Consider the following 15,461-nt stretch of genomic DNA (forward strand, 5'->3'; position numbering starts at 1 on the left):
CATCGAACGGGTCACTATTGCAGACCCGTCAACAGGGATAGTGCAAACCCGTGAGCAAGGGCTTTAAACAACGACTTTCCTATCGACTGACCCGGGACACGGTACTGGTTGCCATGGCACTCGGGCTGGTGCTGAATGTTATCCAGATTACCCTGGACTATTTCAGCGCCAAGGAGTCGATGGAGAAGGAAATCCACGCCCTGATCGACATCAGCAACAGCCCCGCGTCACAGATTGCCTACAACATTGATGTCCGGCTGGCGGAAGAATTGCTCGATGGCTTGCTTCGCCACCCCGCCACCATTGATGCCCGGATTACCGATAACGACAACGAGACCATGGCCGCCGCAAGCAAAAGCAGCCCGGTGTCGTCCTATCGCTGGGTCAGTGATTTGCTATTCGGCCCCGACAGGGTATTCAGACAGGAGTTGCAGGTCCCACAGCTTGAAGATTTGCCGCTCGGCCACCTGATCGTCACCATCGATACCTATCACTACGGCGCACAATTTCTTCAGCGTGCCGGCTACACGTTGATCAGCGGCCTCTTGAAGAGCCTGATTCTGTCGGCGGCATTACTCGCCATCTTCTATTTTGTGCTTACCCGCCCCATGCTCAATGTGATCAGTGCCTTGAGCCAGGTACAGGCCAGCACTCCCGAGAAGGTCAGGCTTCCAATCCCGGCAAACCATCGGGAAGACGAGATCGGGACCATGGTCGGCATCATCAACCAACATCTTGAGACCATTGACTCAAGCCTTGCCCAACTTCGGCACGCAGAGAGTGCCATGAAGAACTACTCCACTCAGCTTGAACACGAAGTGGCAGACCGTACCCGGGAAATCTCGGAGAAGAACGAGGCCCTGCAACGGGGTAACCGTGCCCTGGTGAAAGCCAAGGAGGATGCGGTTCGGCGAGCACGGGCAAGGGCCAACTTCCTGGCCAGCATGAGCCACGAGATACGCACGCCGCTGAATGGCGTTCTCGGTATGCTGGGGCTGGCCCTGGAGGGCGAACTGGACCCGGCTCAGCGCAACCGGATGGAAATTGCTCTGAACGCCGGCGAAAGCCTGCTTGGCCTGCTGAACGACATACTGGACATCTCGAAAGTGGAAGCCGGCAAACTCAGCCTGGAAAATATCCCCTTCAGTGTCCGGCACCTGATCGAGGAATGCGCCACACTGCACGCCCAACAGGCGCGTCGGAAGCAGATTCTCCTGGTTACCGAAGTCGACCCTGATCTGCCCGAAAACTTCCTGGGCGACCCAACACGGGTACGTCAGGTGCTCAACAACCTGCTGAGCAATGCCATCAAATTCACCGACGAGGGTAGTGTCCGAATTCGGGCAGCCTATTCCGGGGGTAGCTTGAGAATTGACGTTGTGGACACCGGAATAGGCATGTCCAAAGAGGGCCTGCACCGGATATTCTCTCCTTTTTCCCAGGCTGACGTGGACACCACCCGGCTTTATGGCGGTACCGGCCTCGGCCTGACACTCTGCCGTCAGTTAGTGGAACGCATGCATGGCCAGATCCTGGTGGACTCCCGGGAAGGCAGCGGAACTCACTTTACCGTTACCCTGCCATTGCCGATACACGAGACCTCCGGGGCACAGGACCTGCCGAGGGTGGACCCACGGTTAAAAGACATTGGCATTGCCATGGCGATCCCCGCCGACAACCCGTATCGTTCGGCCATCGAGGCTCAGCTGCGGAAATGGGGGATTCCAATCCGCGGAGCAAGCAGGGACCCGGACGGAATTCTGTTGGCGCTCGCCAGCGCCGAAGACAAAGAAACCCTGGAGTTTGCCAACGATTGGCAGGGCCCGGGCGTGATTCTTGCCGATGCTACCGGGACCCTGCCCCCCGGCAAAGCCAACCACCAGCTACTGTCACTGCCGTTGCGACGGGACGAACTACTTCGCTGCCTTGGCCTGGCCGCGGGCCTGGTTCATTCGGACGATCAGCATGCACACAGGGCTGAAACGATTGACCAAAACGCCGCTGAACCTTCTCTGTCTATCCTCCTGGTAGAGGACAACCAGGTGAATCAGCTGGTGGCAACCAGCCTGCTGAAAAAGCTCGGTCACCGGGCAGAGCCCGCCGAAAATGGCCTCAAAGCTCTGCAGGCGCTCGAAAATAACCACTACGACCTGGTGCTGATGGATTGCCAGATGCCAGTGATGGATGGGTACGAGGCAACACAGAGGATTCGCCAGAACCCGGAATGGCAGCAACTACCTATCATTGCGGTGACGGCCAACGTGATGCAAGGCGACCGGGAAGACTGCCTTGCATCGGGCATGAATGACTACATAACCAAGCCGTACAAGCGGGAAGAGCTCCGTGCCGTGATTGAACGCTGGCGACCCTCTGACTCAGCGGAGGTGTCAGGCCGGTAGAAGTTTCTCGATATCGGCCCGGATATCCTCCGGCTTGGTTGTGGGCGGATAGCGACGTACAACCTTACCATCGGGCCCTACCAGAAACTTGGTAAAGTTCCATTTCACCTTTTCGGACCCCATCAACCCCTTGGCCTCTCGCTTCAGAAAGCGGAACAGCGGATGAGCGCCATCGCCATTGACCTCAATCTTGGCGAACATCGGAAAATCGACACCGTAGTTAAGGCTGCAGAACTGGCTGATGGCATCCTCATTGCCCGGATCCTGATTCAGGAACTGGTTGCACGGGAAACCCAGAACTTCAAAGCCCTTGTCGCCTAGTTCCTTGTGAAGGGACTGTAAACCTTCGAACTGCGGTGTGAAACCACACTTGCTGGCAGTGTTCACGATCAGGAGCACTTTACCCTGGTACTCTGCCATGCTTTTTTCATTGCCCTTGATATCCCGTGCGGTGAAATCGTAGACCGTCTCGCCTGCCATAAGCTTCTCCGTTTGATATTTCTATTCGTCCCGGACCATTGTTCACAATGCAGAGCAAAAAACCATGGCATTGCAGGCTGTACGGCCATCATTTTTAAAAAACGGTTCAGGTTTGTGAGCTAAATCTGCCCCGACACGCCACAATTCATCATAATTCCCCTGTTGCCGCTGGCCCTCGCTCCGCTAGAATAAAGGCCTGTCGTGTTGGCAGTTGCCATTTTCCGCTCTCAAAAGAAGGACATCCGGGTCTTATGCAGAACTACTATAAATCCGCCAAGCTGGATAACGTTTGTTATGAAATCCGTGGCGTAGTTCTGCGGGAAGCACGCCGACTCGAAGAAGAGGGTCATCGAGTACTCAAGCTCAACATCGGCAACCCAGCCGCCTTCGAACTGGACGTGCCTGAGGAAATCCAGCAGGACGTCATCTACAACATGCACATGGCCCAGGGCTATGTGGAATCAAAAGGGCTTTTCTCCGCTCGCAAGGCAGTGATGCACTACTGTCAGCAGCGGGGCATCGATAAAGTCGACATCGACGATATTTTCCTGGGTAACGGTGTCAGTGAGCTTATCGTCATGACCATGCAGGCCATGCTGAACACCGGTGACGAGGTGCTGATTCCCGCCCCGGACTACCCCCTGTGGACAGCCGCCGTCACCCTTTCCAGTGGCAAGCCCGTGCATTATCGGTGCGATGAGCAGCAGGACTGGTTTCCGGATATCGACGACATCCGCAAGAAAATCACCCGACGAACCCGTGCCATTGTTCTGATCAACCCGAACAACCCGACTGGAGCGGTGTACTCGAAAGAGCTTCTGGAACAGGTCATCGAACTGGCTCGAAAGCACAACCTGATCATTCTGTCCGACGAAATCTACGACAAGATTCTCTACGACGGTACCCAGCATGTTTCCACCGCCTCACTGGCAGACGACGTGCTTTTCTTCACCTATAACGGCCTGTCCAAGAACTACCGGGCAGCCGGTTACCGTTCGGGCTGGATGATTGTCAGTGGTGCCAAGCATCGGGCGAAGGATCTGATCGAAGGCATCGACATGCTCTCCAACATGCGGCTCTGTGCCAATGTGCCGGCCCAGTTGGCCATTCAGACAGCCTTGGGGGGTTACCAGTCGATCAATGATCTGGTGGCACCGGACGGGCGGCTGTATGAACAGCGGGAGATCGCCTGGCGAATGCTCAACGACATCCCGGGGGTAAGCTGCGTCAAACCTCAGGGCGCGTTGTACCTTTTCCCGAAACTGGATCCGAAGCACTTCCCGATCGTGAATGATGAGAAGCTGGTCCTCGACCTGCTTATTCAGGAAAAAATTCTTCTGGTGCAGGGGTCTGCGTTCAACATTGACGACAAACAACACCTGAGAGTGGTGTTCCTGCCACGGGAAGACACCCTGGAAGACGCCATGGGCCGGCTCGGAAACTTCCTGGCCCAATACCAGCAATAACGGGGAGAACCATGGCCGATATTCACGTCGAGGAATTCTACAAGGATGCGGCGATTGCTCTGGTGCAACTTTATGGCGCCTTCCCGCGCCGGATAAATCTGTTTGTCGAAGACATAGCCGGGCCGGATGAGCCGGACGAGTTCGGCCTGCACAGCAAGCGGCACATGGCCTGTTTTGGCGCCCTGCTCTGGCTCTCTGAGGAAGGCCTGCTCAGGTACGTCGATACCATTCGCCAGGAGGCTCTGGACCAGGCTGTACTGACACGGGACGCGTTTATCCGCCTCAGCTCTCCGGCACCACAAGCTTTGGCCAGGGAATTCGGCGTTGCCGAGGAGAATTCGGCGGGCTCGCTGCCTCCTTCGGTCAAGGAAGATCTTTCCACCCACATTCATCTGATCCGGACAGCCCTGCGCAGTGGTAACTCCGCCAGAATCAGCCATATCATGCAGTCCACCTTCTTCGCGGACCACGGCAATCATTAAATCACCGTAAGCTCGTTGATTGATTGAACCACGTCCGCATATAACGGTCTGAGTGACGGCTTTATCTTCTGTGACGAACTGATCAGGGAACCAACATGCGTATTCTGCTGTTTCTGGCAACCAACCTTGCTGCAATCCTTGTCGCCAGCTTTACACTGCGACTTCTGGGCGTAGACAGCTACCTCGCCCAAAATGGCATTCAGTACGGCTCTTTGCTGGCTTTCGCTGCGGTCTTCGGATTCGCCGGCGCCATCGTGTCACTGCTGATATCCAAGCGAATGGCCAAGTGGAGCACCAGGGCCCGGGTCATTGATTCGCCGCGCACGCCGGCCGAACGCTGGCTGGTGGATACTGTGGCCGAGCTGGCCAGGAATGCCGGTATTGGCATGCCTGAGGTCGCCATTTTCCCGGCGTCCCAGTCCAATGCTTTCGCTACGGGCTGGAACAAAAACGATTCGCTGGTAGCGGTAAGCGAAGGGCTTTTGCACCGCTTTAACAAGGACGAGATACGGGCAGTGCTGGGCCACGAAATCGGCCACGTTGCCAACGGTGACATGGTGACACTGGCCTTGATTCAGGGTGTGGTGAATACCTTCGTGATCTTCGCCTCCCGGGTCATCGGCTCCTTTGTAGACCGGGTGATTTTCAAAAATGAAAGCGGGCATGGGCTCGGCTTTTTCGCGGTCAGCATCATTGCCGAAATTGTTCTGGGTATACTCGCCAGCACGATTGTGTTCTGGTTCTCCCGCCGCCGTGAATTCCGTGCGGACATTGCCGGTGCCCAGTTAGCGGGTCGCTCAGCCATGATCAGCGCGCTGGCACGACTGAAACAGGAGAGCGAGGTACCGGATCAAATGCCGGACTCACTGCAGGCATTCGGTATCAATCGGGGAGCCCGTGGTGGCCTGAGCGCCCTGTTTATGACGCATCCGCCACTGGAAGACAGGATTCAGGCGCTACAGCAGGCCAAGCTATAAAAAAACGGGGCCCAAAGGCCCCGTTTTTTGTTCAGGTGTTGCAGGATCAGATTTTCAACTTGAATCCGATAGCCCTGAAACTGTCCTGCAAGGATTTGCTGGTGCCCTTGAGCTGGATCTTGAGGCTGGAGCACTCCCGGCGAACCGGATAGTCCCTCCGTAGCCTGTCAAAGGCTGCGCCACGCTCCTCAGCGGATCCGGTCATGGTATTGCGCAGTCTGGCATCGTCGCGACGAGGGTCGTAGCAGGCTCTCATCGCAATACGGATGGCATCTTCTTCATCGGCAGAACTGGTAAATGAAATTTTGCTCAGGGCCGGCTCCGGCAAAAACTGACCCGCCTTCTTGCGAACCGGCAGCCCCAAAAAGTGGCTCAGGGCCTGGTAGATCATTTCGGTTCCCTGAACCTTGCCTTCCAGGCTATATCCGGCGATGTGCGGTGTTGCCAACCAGATCCTTTCAACCAGCCCGGGGTGAATTCTGGGTTCCTGCTCCCAGACATCCAGGGCCACAGTGGGCGGGTTGGGCTGTTCAAGGCGGGCCAGCAGCGCTGACGAATCAATCACTTCTCCCCGACCAGCATTGATCAGGAGCTGATTCGAATTCAGGGCCGCAAGCTCGGACTCGCCGATCATATGCAGCGTGGGATGATCCCCCTCGCGGGTCAGCGGAGTATGCAGGGAAACCACATCACACCTCATGGCTTCCTCAAGCGCCACAAACTCCTGATCGCCCTCTTCCCGATCCGCTCTGGGCGGATCGCAGAGGCGCACATCGAAGCCCAGGCGTTCCAGTTTGTGCGCCAGCTCACCGCCAACATTCCCGACGCCGACGATACCGACGCTGAGCTGGGACCAGTCGGCAAGTCCACGCCGTTCAGCATGCAGGGATAACACGGACAGCACATACTCAGCGACACTGTTGGCGTTGCAACCCGGCGCCGCAGAGAACCGGATCCCCGACTGCTCGAGCCAGTCGAGATCAACATGATCGGTACCGATGGTGGATGTGCCCACGAAACGGACCCGACTGCCCTCCAGAAGCTCACGGTTTACCTTCGTGACGGAACGGACCAGCAGTATGTCAGCATCACGGACATCCGCGTTCGACATGGTACGACCGGAGACCCGATGAATCTCTCCGATATCGCCGAAGAAGCAATCCAGTAAGGGAATATTCTCGTCTGCTACGATCAACATGATGGTATCCGGCCCTGTCAGTTCCTGCGCTGACGCTGATTACGACCACCCTGACCACGGCCGCCTGAACCCTGTGGTCGTCGGCCACGTTTGCGGGTAATCGGCGGGTTCTCCATGGGCGCCATAAGCGCCTCATCGGGCACCGCAGTCTTGAGCTTCTGGCTGATGTAGGTCTCGATGGCCGGGAGCGCGAACGAATCATCCTCCCCGGCAAAACTGATGGAAACCCCATGCTTGCCAGCCCTGCCCGTACGCCCGATACGGTGCACGTAATCCTCGGCGTTATCCGGCAGATTGTAGTTGAAGACATGGGTCACGCCGTTCACGTGAATGCCACGGCCGGCCACATCGGTAGCAACCAGCACCTGGATACTGCCCTTCTTGAACTGGTCCAGGGTTTTGAGGCGTTTGTTCTGGGCGATCTCGCCAGACATCAGAGCCACCTTTACGCCCTGATTCCTCAAGTCCTCTTCCAGGTCGCGGCACTGGTCCCGGCGGTTGGCAAACACCAGCGCCTTTTCCACTTCCGGCCGTTTCAGGAAATTAACCAGGACCGGAAGCTTCTCATCGTCGCCCACCAGGTACACGGTTTGTTCAACCCGCTCCGCTGTTTTCTGTTCCGGCTCGATTTCCACGAACTCTGCGTTACTCGTCCACATGGAGGCCAGATTGAGCACGTCCTGGTTGAAGGTGGCGCTGAACAACAGGGTCTGACGCTCCTCCTTGGGGGTACACTTGCGGATGATCCGCTTCACATCGGGGATAAAGCCCATGTCGAGCATTCGATCAGCCTCATCCAGAATCAGGATGTCGAGCTGGTCCAAGAATACATCCTGGGATCCTAGAAAGTCGATGAGGCGCCCAGGAGTCGCAACGAGAATGTCGACGATCTCATTCTGCAACTGGTCCCGCTGCTTGTCATAGTTCATGCCGCCAACGACGGTCACCACATTGTGCCCGGTGTGCTGGCACAGTTGCTCGGCATCCTTTGCAATCTGCATCGCCAACTCCCGTGTCGGCGCCAGGGCAAGTACCCGGGGTTCGGAAGCAAAACGATCTTTCTCGGGAACCGGGGTTTCCAGCAGACTCTGGATGGCCGTAATCAGAAACGCAGCGGTTTTACCAGTGCCGGTCTGTGCCTGACCAATCAGGTCTTCACAGGCCAGTGTCCAGGGCAGTGTTTCGGCCTGGATGGGTGTGCAGTATTCAAAACCAATGGCCGTAATGGCATCCAGCAAACGCTTGTCGAGGTTCAGATCACTGAACCTCAGGTCACCGGTGTGTTTTGGGTCAGATGTCATAGAGTTTCAGTTTTCCTGGGAATGTCCTGATTCAGAATAAGACGGAGCGATACGCCGGGCATCTTCAAGCCAGCGCTCTTCAAGGTTTTCTCCGGTACCATAAAATGTTGCCAGCGCATCAAAAAATGCCTGGGCCCGGCGCGGCAAACCCCGCACCAGATACTCGCCTGCCTGGCTCCGGACGTTGTGTCTGAAACGCGCTTCATTGGCGGCGCCAACTCCGGAGAGGTTGTCCACGCTGATGTGGAAACGGGAACCTGCAGCCACCGAAAACAACCATTCAATGGCTTGCGGTTTAACCTCGACCTGCTCGAAAGCCTCTTGCTGTTGCAGTGTTCGGCCATCCGGACAGTACCAGTAACCATAGTCATGAAGTGTGCGCCGGTGCTCACCAGCAATACACCAGTGGCTTATTTCATGCAAAGCGCTGGCATAATAGCCGTGAGCAAAAATAACCTGAGCGAGGCCCTCGGGCCCGCTGGCAGGCAAGTATTCAGGTTCATCGCTGCCTTTGACCAGAACTGTCCGGTATGCTTCCCGGAAAAGGTCATTGAACAGCATGATAAGATCATTCGGACTGTGATTCATTGGGTGGCTATTGTGCGACTTTACTGCCCCCAATACCAGAGGGAACTTTGATAGGCCCCTCGTGTCCATTGCTGGCGTTGGCCGGCAGCGATTTTGCTGTAACAGTCCGCTTTTAAAAGACTCTGATTAAAGAGACATTAACCGGGAAATCATACAATCGATGATGGCTTTCGCTGCAGTATCAAAGATGAAACGCCAATGGGCGAAATCGCTTGGCCTGTTTCTCGCATTTACCCTCACGCTGTGGGCCTCGGCTTCCTGGGCCCTTGGCAGTAATGGTAGCTCCCTGTTTGGCGGCCAGGGTAACGAGTTCCTGCCGGTAGACGAAGCACTGCCCTTCAGCTTCACCACCGATGCCGACTCCGTGGTTCTTTCCTGGGATATCACTCCCGGGCACTATCTCTATCGAGAACGAGTCAGCATTACCGCCAAAGACTCTAATGTCGCTCTCGGCGAACCGGTTTTCTCGGCGCCGGGAACGGTGACTGAAGACGAATTCTTCGGCAAAACCACGGTGTTTTTCGACCCCATTGAAGCCCGTGTTCCGGTCTCCCTTCCTGCCGGCATCCGGGAAGCTGAGCTGCAGGTAACCTATCAGGGCTGCGCCAAGGCGGGACTGTGCTACCCGCCCCAGACACGAGATGTACTTTTCTATCAGGGCAGCGGCGGCTCAGGCTCGCAAGCCGCCTCGGCAGCCGGCTTTTCCGGGGGCCAGAGCGTCCCCGTGGACACCGAGACCGCCACCGGTCTTGCCGGTTTTCTCGCTCAGCAATCTACCCTCGTAATCGCAGGCGTGTTTCTGCTGCTGGGGCTGGGACTGACCTTTACCCCCTGCGTCCTGCCCATGGTACCGATAATTTCATCGCTGGTTTCTGGCAGGAACACCCGAACCACCGGTCATGCCCTGCTCTTGTCCGGCAGCTACGTTCTGGGCATGGCACTGACGTACGCCGCAGCCGGGGTGCTGACAGGCTTGCTCGGCGCCAGCTTCAACCTTCAGGCACAGCTGCAGTCACCCTGGGTTTTGAGCGTCTTTGCCCTGCTGTTCGTTGTATTCGCCCTGTCGATGTTTGATCTGTTCGAAATCCAGCTTCCCCGCTTCATTCGCGAACCACTCAATGACGCCAGCCATCGCCTCACCGGTAGCCGGGTGTTCAGCATCTTCGGTATTGGCGCCCTGTCTGCCCTCATCGTATCGCCCTGTGTCTCGGCGCCGCTGGCGGGCAGTCTGCTGTATATCTCCACCACCCAGGACGCCGTAATCGGTGGTGTCGCGCTTTTTGCACTAGGTCTGGGCATGGGCATTCCTTTGATTCTGGTAGCCGTGGGAGGGCGGAAACTGCTGCCAACAACCGGCCACTGGATGACCGCGGTGAAACACTTCTACGGGGTAATGTTACTGGCGGTGGCCATCTGGCTGGTTGAGCGTCTGGTCCCGGGCTGGCTGGCGCTGACATTGTGGGGTCTTCTTGTTGCCATCACCGGCGTGCAGCTGGGCGCCTTTGATGCCGCAAAGGCAGGTTGGGAGCGTACCCGTAAAGGACTTGGCCTGGTTCTTTTCGCCTACGGCCTTGCTCTGCTCGCCGGCGCTGTGGGCGGCGCCAACGACCCGCTGAAACCTCTGGCACCCTTCACGATAGCCTCGGCGTCATCCGGCGCCGTTGGCACCTCAGGTCTTCAGCACGCGGATTTCGTGCGCGTCGAACAGCCCGCTGAAATCCGGACAATGTTGCAGCAGGCCCGGGAACAGGGCAGGCCCGTTGTGCTGGATTTCTATGCCGACTGGTGTATCTCCTGCAAGGTCATGGAGCGCAACGTGTTCAGTAAACCGGATGTAATTCAGGCGCTTGCACCCTACACCTTGCTGCAGATCGACATGACCGACAATACACCGGAACAACAGGCAATGCTGGACGAACTTGGCCTCTTCGGACCGCCGGCCATACTGTTCTATGGCACCAATGGAGAAGAGCTGCCCCAGCGAAGGGTACTGGGCGAAATGGATCGGGAGGAGTTTCTGGGGCACCTCCGGACGCTACGCCCGGAGGTTTAACCAACGAGCAGCTCTTCTATCGCCCCCGGCGTATCAGGTAGACAAACAGGTCATCATCTTCGACCTTATTAATCAGCTCGTGGCCGAGGAACTGGCAGAATCTCGGTATATCCCGGGTGGTGGAAGGATCAGTGGCCACAACTCGCAACACGCCACCGGGCTGAACATCGTTTATCCGGTTATGCAGCATCATGACCGGCTCCGGACAGAAAAGGCCGCGGGCGTCCAGCTCCAGGTCGTATTCGGTTGAGCTCACACTAGTTCTCCTGTCATTGAACCTGATTTTTCGTAAAAACCTGCTAAATTATTGTTTATAACCATTAAAACACTTGGAGGTTTGCCATGATCCGGGTTCTGATTGAACGTCATATTGCCGAGACTCTGGAAGAAGCTTACGAAGAACGTTCCCGCAAGGTTCTGCAGCAGGCTGTGAGTGCACCCGGCTTCATTTCCGGAGAAACCCTGGCAGACAGCCATGACCCCAATCACCGGTTTACCCTGGCCAATTGGCGATCCGAAGCGGATTGGGACCGCTGGTTCCACTCCGACGAACGTCGCGAGCTCATGCTGGAACTCATCCCCATGATGGACGAAGACGAGCACATCACCGTCCTGGAACAGAGCGTCTTTTAGCCAGTCCGTTCAATAAAACAGGTGATCTCCTCCCTGTCATGATACAAGTGGCGGGCCTTGAGACGAAAGCCGATGCCCGCCTGGCTCAGGCCATTCACGAGGATATCACGACAGGTTAGCCACTCGTCGTACCGCTTTTTCATCGGCAATTTGAGATTGAATACCGTGTAACGACAAAGGCCTTCGCCGAGCCAGGTCACCGCCAGCTTTGCAGTTTTCCGGGGCTGGTCCACAATATCGCAAACCATCCAGTCGATCCCCCGCCTGGGACGCCAGCCATAACCATCCGCTTCCACATGCTCCACCTGCCCCGACGCCATCAGTTCGGCCTGCATGGGACCGTTATCCACGGCCGTTACCATCATACCCTGGCGTACAAGCTGCCAGGTCCAGCCACCGGGTGCGGCCCCCAGGTCTGCGGCTTTCTTGCCACCACCAAGGTATTCAAGTTCTTGTTCCGGTGGTAAAAACACCTTCCAGGCCTCTTCGAGCTTGAGCGCAGACCGACTGGGCGCTGATGCTGGCAGCCGCAGCCGCGGAATACCACCAACATAACGGGCCCGGTTATCCGTGAGGCTGAAACCGACAACCGCCGAAGAGAAGTCCTGCAGAAGAATTTCCAGACGCGCCGGAGCCTGGGCATTCTGGTCGGCCTTGAGCAGGCCGGCTCCGCGCAGGCCCCGAGAGAGCGGCGATACCCACTTTCGGGCAAAATTTCCAAGATCGCTGTCAGCATTGTTTTCTGGCAACCTGACCTCAAGCCGCGCACATCCGGGATAGCCTCGCCCGAGATCCCGAAGCCCCTCTATGACGGCACCCACCCTGTCAGTTTCGGGCAAGCTGAATTCTCCGAGCACGACGATCCAGTCCCGAATAAATACCAGCTCCTCAAGCATGAGGCGGGCCATCACATCTTCCGCGGTTTCGGGCGCAGCCGGATAAAAACGCACCAGTCCCTGATCTTTAACAGGCTCGAAATAGCCGAAAATACCCTTTTCCGCGGCTGAGTCAGTCATTTCACGGCCGGCTTCGGTTTCAAAGCCAGGCCGGCAAAACACGAGAATCTGTTCCATGCATTTCCTGAAAGAGGGCTGAAAACCAACCCGTAAAAGTTGAATCTGTTTAACAGCGCGGATTGTCCTCTCTGGCTACACTTCCCGCTCTGATAGACGCGGGAAGCCATGAATGACGTCCGTTTTGCGCTTGATTGCCATTCTCAGCCTTTTGCTGATCCCTGCGCTGGCACTGCCAGACGCAGGATCCCGGCCGTCTGGCTGCCCCACACTCGATGCGACCGATCCTGCTACCCGCGCGTCACTGATGCAATACGTTTGCTATTACAGCGCGCCGCCGGGCGCACCCGGCCATCAGGCAAAGGATCCGACCGAGCTTCCTGAAGATCTCGAGTGGACGCCAGCGAACGGGCGGGACCTGGTTTTCAGTCACACCAAATCCGTTTATTGGGTCCACCTGGAAGTCAGGAACCCCGGAACTGAACGCTCCGCCTGGTACCTTAAGGTCAACTATCCCCTGCTGGACGAAGTGACCTTCTGGCAAACGGGCGACGGAATTACGGAAACCCTTGCTACCGGTGATCAGCGGCCTTTCGCATCACGAGCGGTAGACTACCGGTATTTTCTACTCCCCGTCACCCTGGATGGCGGCGAGACACGGTCTTTAACAATCCGGATCCACAGCAATGGCGCTCTCAACGTGCCGCTCAGCTTTGAAACTGCTGCAGAAGTGATTGCCCGCAGCAATCACCTGACACTGACCCACGGGCTTTTCTACGGAGCCCTCCTGGTATTCGCGGTTTTCAACCTGCTACTCTTTTTCAGTTCCGGGACCGGCTATTACTTCTACAACGCGTTCTACCTGGCGGCACTGGGGCTCTTTCTGTTCGCCATGGGCGGCTTTGCGAATCAGTACTTCTGGCCAGACAACGCCAGCTTTGCCAACACTTCAATCCCTCTATCTTTGTCGCTTTGCGCCCTTGCCATGATACTTTTTGGCCGTTCGTTCCTGGAAGTGGAAAGGCGAACCATCTCCGAGACCGTGCTCAAGGGGCAGGCCTGGTTCTGCATCGGGTTTCTGCTTCTCACACTGATCCTGCCCTACAACAAGACCATTCTGCTGAACACGGTGCTGGCGATGACGGTTATTTCGAGCCTGTTCATCATTGCGGCCGTCCGATGGAAGCAGGGCTATCAACCCGCCATCTGGTACCTGATGGCGTGGCTGATCATGCTGGTGGGAGGACTGATCTACGCCCTGGCCGCATTTGGCTATCTCACAGACTTCCTGGCAAGGGAAGCCCTGATGCAATCAGCGGTTGGAGGACAGGTGATTCTACTGAACTATGCGATGGTCCAGAGATGGCGCCTGCTAAACCAAAAGCTCCTCGATGTGGAACACAATGCAAGGACAGAGCTGGAATTCAAGGTGCACGAGCGCACAGCGCAGCTGAGAAATACCATGAGGGAACTGGAAAAGGCCAACCGGAAATTATCGACAATGAGTCTCAACGACGCCCTTACGGGCCTGCATAACCGGAGACACCTGAACAACATATTCCCAGAGCTATGCGCCGAGGCCCGTCGAACCTCCCAACCATTGACCCTGGCCCTGGTCGACGCTGACCACTTCAAGAGCATAAATGACACCTGGGGCCACGGCTTCGGCGATACCTGCCTTCAATTTATAGCCGAAATGCTGACCCGGCATGTAAAGCGTCCGAGGGATGTCGCCATCCGTTTTGGCGGTGAGGAGTTTGCATTGCTGCTACCGGGAACCGATGCCGCAGGCGCCCTGAACGTCTGTTCGGCACTGCTGAAAGACATCGCCAGCACGCCGCTTCTGTCGCCGGATGGCACCGAGGTGAGAATGACGCTGAGTGCTGGAATCGCGTCGCTCAACCCCGGTGAGACCCAGAACCAGCTGTTCGAGCGAGCAGATGAAGCGCTCTATCGCGCGAAAAGCGAGGGTCGCAACCGCGCTCAGCTGTCTGACACGATCGCGGTGGAGTAACGCTCAGAATTCAAACCGCTCATCTACAAAGATCCGGGTTTCCCGGGCAGCCTGCGCAATCAGCTCACTCTGGGTCTGTGGCTGACTTTTCAGGGTCTGGAAATCGTGATTGCCGCCTTCCAGCCAGCGCAAATCGATGGCTTCGAGGTCCCGTTGGTGGTCCGCCAGCTCGTCGGGCTTGCCAAACGGGTCCCGCGTTCCCTGCAGCACCAGAATCGGGCAGTTCAGATCCCGGAAGTGTGCGGTTCGCCAACGGTCCAGCTTCCCCGGTGGATGGAAGGGATAGCCAAAACAGATCACACCATCAATATCGTCCCGACGGCTGGCGAGAATGCTCGCCATGCGGCCGCCCATGGACTTACCCCCAACCAGAATCAGACTGCCGCTTCCAAGCTCTGCCCGAACCCGGTCAATTACCCCGGAAAAGTACTCCAGCAGTACCGGCTCCCGGTCTGGCGGACGCTTCTTTCCATCCTGGCGACGTTTCTGCATGTAGGGAAACTCAAAGCGAATAGTTCCAATACCCTCACGCTCAAGAGCCGCAGACAGCTCTTCCATGAAGGTCGAGTCGGCCGGCGCTCCAGCACCGTGCGCCAGAATCAGCACGACTTTAGAATGACTTTCATAGCCTTTGGTCTTAATCAACTCCACAGAATTCACCTCATCCCTTTAAGCGACTATCATTGCTCTCAGGCAACACATATTCCCTACGCTTAAACAACTCCAATAACGGTACTGAAAAGGAAGCCATGTTGCTGATTTCGGCGCATTTGACGGATGTCAGGAGTTGACCTGAGTCATTGCAAACAGCTTACCGTTTCTCCATACTTGCGCCCGCATATTTCCCCACTATAAAC

The 15,461-nt window shown here is 56.7% G+C and carries 14 protein-coding genes; 7 read left to right on the forward strand and 7 right to left on the reverse strand.

The features are described 5' to 3' along the window. Positions 1-50: 50 nt before the first annotated feature. On the forward strand, positions 51-2,399 hold the full coding sequence (locus NUW46_RS11730) for an ATP-binding protein (protein WP_418140172.1): 2,349 nt from the start codon (positions 51-53) through the stop codon (positions 2,397-2,399). On the opposite strand, the gene NUW46_RS11735 is transcribed toward NUW46_RS11730, so the two are convergent. Then, positions 2,388-2,879: a glutathione peroxidase gene (locus tag NUW46_RS11735; RefSeq protein WP_069183374.1), complete on the reverse strand. Its 492-nt coding sequence runs from the start codon at positions 2,877-2,879 to the stop codon at positions 2,388-2,390. The genes NUW46_RS11730 and NUW46_RS11735 overlap by 12 nt on opposite strands. 251 nt (positions 2,880-3,130) lie before the next feature. Here NUW46_RS11735 and NUW46_RS11740 point away from each other — a divergent pair, with 251 nt between their 5' ends. From NUW46_RS11740 to htpX, 3 genes are all read left to right on the forward strand, one after another. After that, positions 3,131-4,345 (forward strand): pyridoxal phosphate-dependent aminotransferase, encoded by a 1,215-nt coding sequence (locus tag NUW46_RS11740; protein ID WP_136631795.1) that lies wholly within the window; start codon positions 3,131-3,133, stop codon positions 4,343-4,345. Positions 4,346-4,356: 11 nt separating this feature from the next. After that, on the forward strand, positions 4,357-4,827 hold the full coding sequence (locus tag NUW46_RS11745) for a hypothetical protein (RefSeq protein WP_069183372.1): 471 nt from the start codon (positions 4,357-4,359) through the stop codon (positions 4,825-4,827). 95 nt (positions 4,828-4,922) lie between these two features. Further along, entirely contained in the window at positions 4,923-5,804 is an 882-nt protein-coding gene (htpX, locus tag NUW46_RS11750; protein WP_418140173.1) for a protease HtpX, read from the forward strand. A gap of 46 nt (positions 5,805-5,850) precedes the next feature. On the opposite strand, the gene pdxB is transcribed toward htpX, so the two are convergent. Genes pdxB through NUW46_RS11765 form a run of 3 tightly spaced genes read right to left on the reverse strand, consistent with a single transcriptional unit; the run spans position 5,851 to position 8,864 of the window. Continuing rightward, positions 5,851-7,002 carry a 4-phosphoerythronate dehydrogenase PdxB gene (pdxB, locus tag NUW46_RS11755; RefSeq protein ID WP_418140174.1) on the reverse strand — a complete coding sequence of 384 codons (1,152 nt, stop codon included), beginning with the start codon at positions 7,000-7,002 and terminating at the stop codon, positions 5,851-5,853. 17 nt (positions 7,003-7,019) lie between these two features. Continuing rightward, positions 7,020-8,303, reverse strand: coding sequence for a DEAD/DEAH box helicase (locus NUW46_RS11760; protein WP_069183369.1), 1,284 nt, complete (start codon positions 8,301-8,303; stop codon positions 7,020-7,022). 6 nt (positions 8,304-8,309) lie between these two features. After that, on the reverse strand, positions 8,310-8,864 hold the full coding sequence (locus NUW46_RS11765; protein ID WP_418140175.1) for an elongation factor P hydroxylase: 555 nt from the start codon (positions 8,862-8,864) through the stop codon (positions 8,310-8,312). A gap of 187 nt (positions 8,865-9,051) precedes the next feature. Between NUW46_RS11765 and dsbD the strand changes: the two genes are divergently transcribed. Beyond that, positions 9,052-10,944: a protein-disulfide reductase DsbD gene (gene dsbD, locus NUW46_RS11770; RefSeq protein ID WP_418140176.1), complete on the forward strand. Its 1,893-nt coding sequence runs from the start codon at positions 9,052-9,054 to the stop codon at positions 10,942-10,944. 16 nt (positions 10,945-10,960) lie between these two features. On the opposite strand, the gene tusA is transcribed toward dsbD, so the two are convergent. Then, complete coding sequence (gene tusA, locus NUW46_RS11775; protein WP_305967203.1) at positions 10,961-11,200, reverse strand: sulfurtransferase TusA; 240 nt, start codon at positions 11,198-11,200, stop codon at positions 10,961-10,963. An 86-nt stretch (positions 11,201-11,286) separates the two neighbouring features. Here tusA and NUW46_RS11780 point away from each other — a divergent pair, with 86 nt between their 5' ends. Next, positions 11,287-11,577: an antibiotic biosynthesis monooxygenase family protein gene (locus tag NUW46_RS11780; protein ID WP_069183365.1), complete on the forward strand. Its 291-nt coding sequence runs from the start codon at positions 11,287-11,289 to the stop codon at positions 11,575-11,577. Here the strand turns inward: NUW46_RS11780 and rlmM are convergent. Next, positions 11,574-12,650 (reverse strand): 23S rRNA (cytidine(2498)-2'-O)-methyltransferase RlmM, encoded by a 1,077-nt coding sequence (gene rlmM / locus NUW46_RS11785; RefSeq protein WP_153633536.1) that lies wholly within the window; start codon positions 12,648-12,650, stop codon positions 11,574-11,576. The two genes, NUW46_RS11780 and rlmM, sit on opposite strands and share 4 nt — an antisense overlap. Before the next feature lie 112 nt (positions 12,651-12,762). On the opposite strand from rlmM, the gene NUW46_RS11790 reads away from it, so the two are divergent. Continuing rightward, positions 12,763-14,604, forward strand: coding sequence for a sensor domain-containing diguanylate cyclase (locus NUW46_RS11790; RefSeq protein ID WP_418140177.1), 1,842 nt, complete (start codon positions 12,763-12,765; stop codon positions 14,602-14,604). 3 nt (positions 14,605-14,607) lie between these two features. On the opposite strand, the gene NUW46_RS11795 is transcribed toward NUW46_RS11790, so the two are convergent. Next, the gene (locus tag NUW46_RS11795) at positions 14,608-15,255 is read right to left on the reverse strand and encodes an alpha/beta family hydrolase (protein WP_418140178.1); all 648 of its coding nucleotides are present in this window, start codon (positions 15,253-15,255) and stop codon (positions 14,608-14,610) included. Positions 15,256-15,461 lie beyond the last annotated feature (206 nt).

The organism is Marinobacter sp. MA (genome assembly GCF_048298425.1).
Lineage (GTDB): Bacteria > Pseudomonadota > Gammaproteobacteria > Pseudomonadales > Oleiphilaceae > Marinobacter > Marinobacter salsuginis.

What these genes read in the sequence shown, in the direction of transcription:
- pdxB (WP_418140174.1), bottom strand. Translation starts at nt 7,002, where the DNA reads ATGTTGATCGTAGCAGACGAGAATATTCCCTTACTGGATTGCTTCTTC.
- NUW46_RS11740 (WP_136631795.1), top strand. Translation starts at nt 3,131, where the DNA reads ATGCAGAACTACTATAAATCCGCCAAGCTGGATAACGTTTGTTATGAA.
- NUW46_RS11735 (WP_069183374.1), bottom strand. Translation starts at nt 2,879, where the DNA reads ATGGCAGGCGAGACGGTCTACGATTTCACCGCACGGGATATCAAGGGC.
- htpX (WP_418140173.1), top strand. Translation starts at nt 4,923, where the DNA reads ATGCGTATTCTGCTGTTTCTGGCAACCAACCTTGCTGCAATCCTTGTC.
- NUW46_RS11780 (WP_069183365.1), top strand. Translation starts at nt 11,287, where the DNA reads ATGATCCGGGTTCTGATTGAACGTCATATTGCCGAGACTCTGGAAGAA.
- rlmM (WP_153633536.1), bottom strand. Translation starts at nt 12,650, where the DNA reads ATGGAACAGATTCTCGTGTTTTGCCGGCCTGGCTTTGAAACCGAAGCC.
- NUW46_RS11745 (WP_069183372.1), top strand. Translation starts at nt 4,357, where the DNA reads ATGGCCGATATTCACGTCGAGGAATTCTACAAGGATGCGGCGATTGCT.
- NUW46_RS11790 (WP_418140177.1), top strand. Translation starts at nt 12,763, where the DNA reads ATGACGTCCGTTTTGCGCTTGATTGCCATTCTCAGCCTTTTGCTGATC.
- NUW46_RS11765 (WP_418140175.1), bottom strand. Translation starts at nt 8,864, where the DNA reads ATGCTGTTCAATGACCTTTTCCGGGAAGCATACCGGACAGTTCTGGTC.
- NUW46_RS11760 (WP_069183369.1), bottom strand. Translation starts at nt 8,303, where the DNA reads ATGACATCTGACCCAAAACACACCGGTGACCTGAGGTTCAGTGATCTG.
- dsbD (WP_418140176.1), top strand. Translation starts at nt 9,052, where the DNA reads ATGATGGCTTTCGCTGCAGTATCAAAGATGAAACGCCAATGGGCGAAA.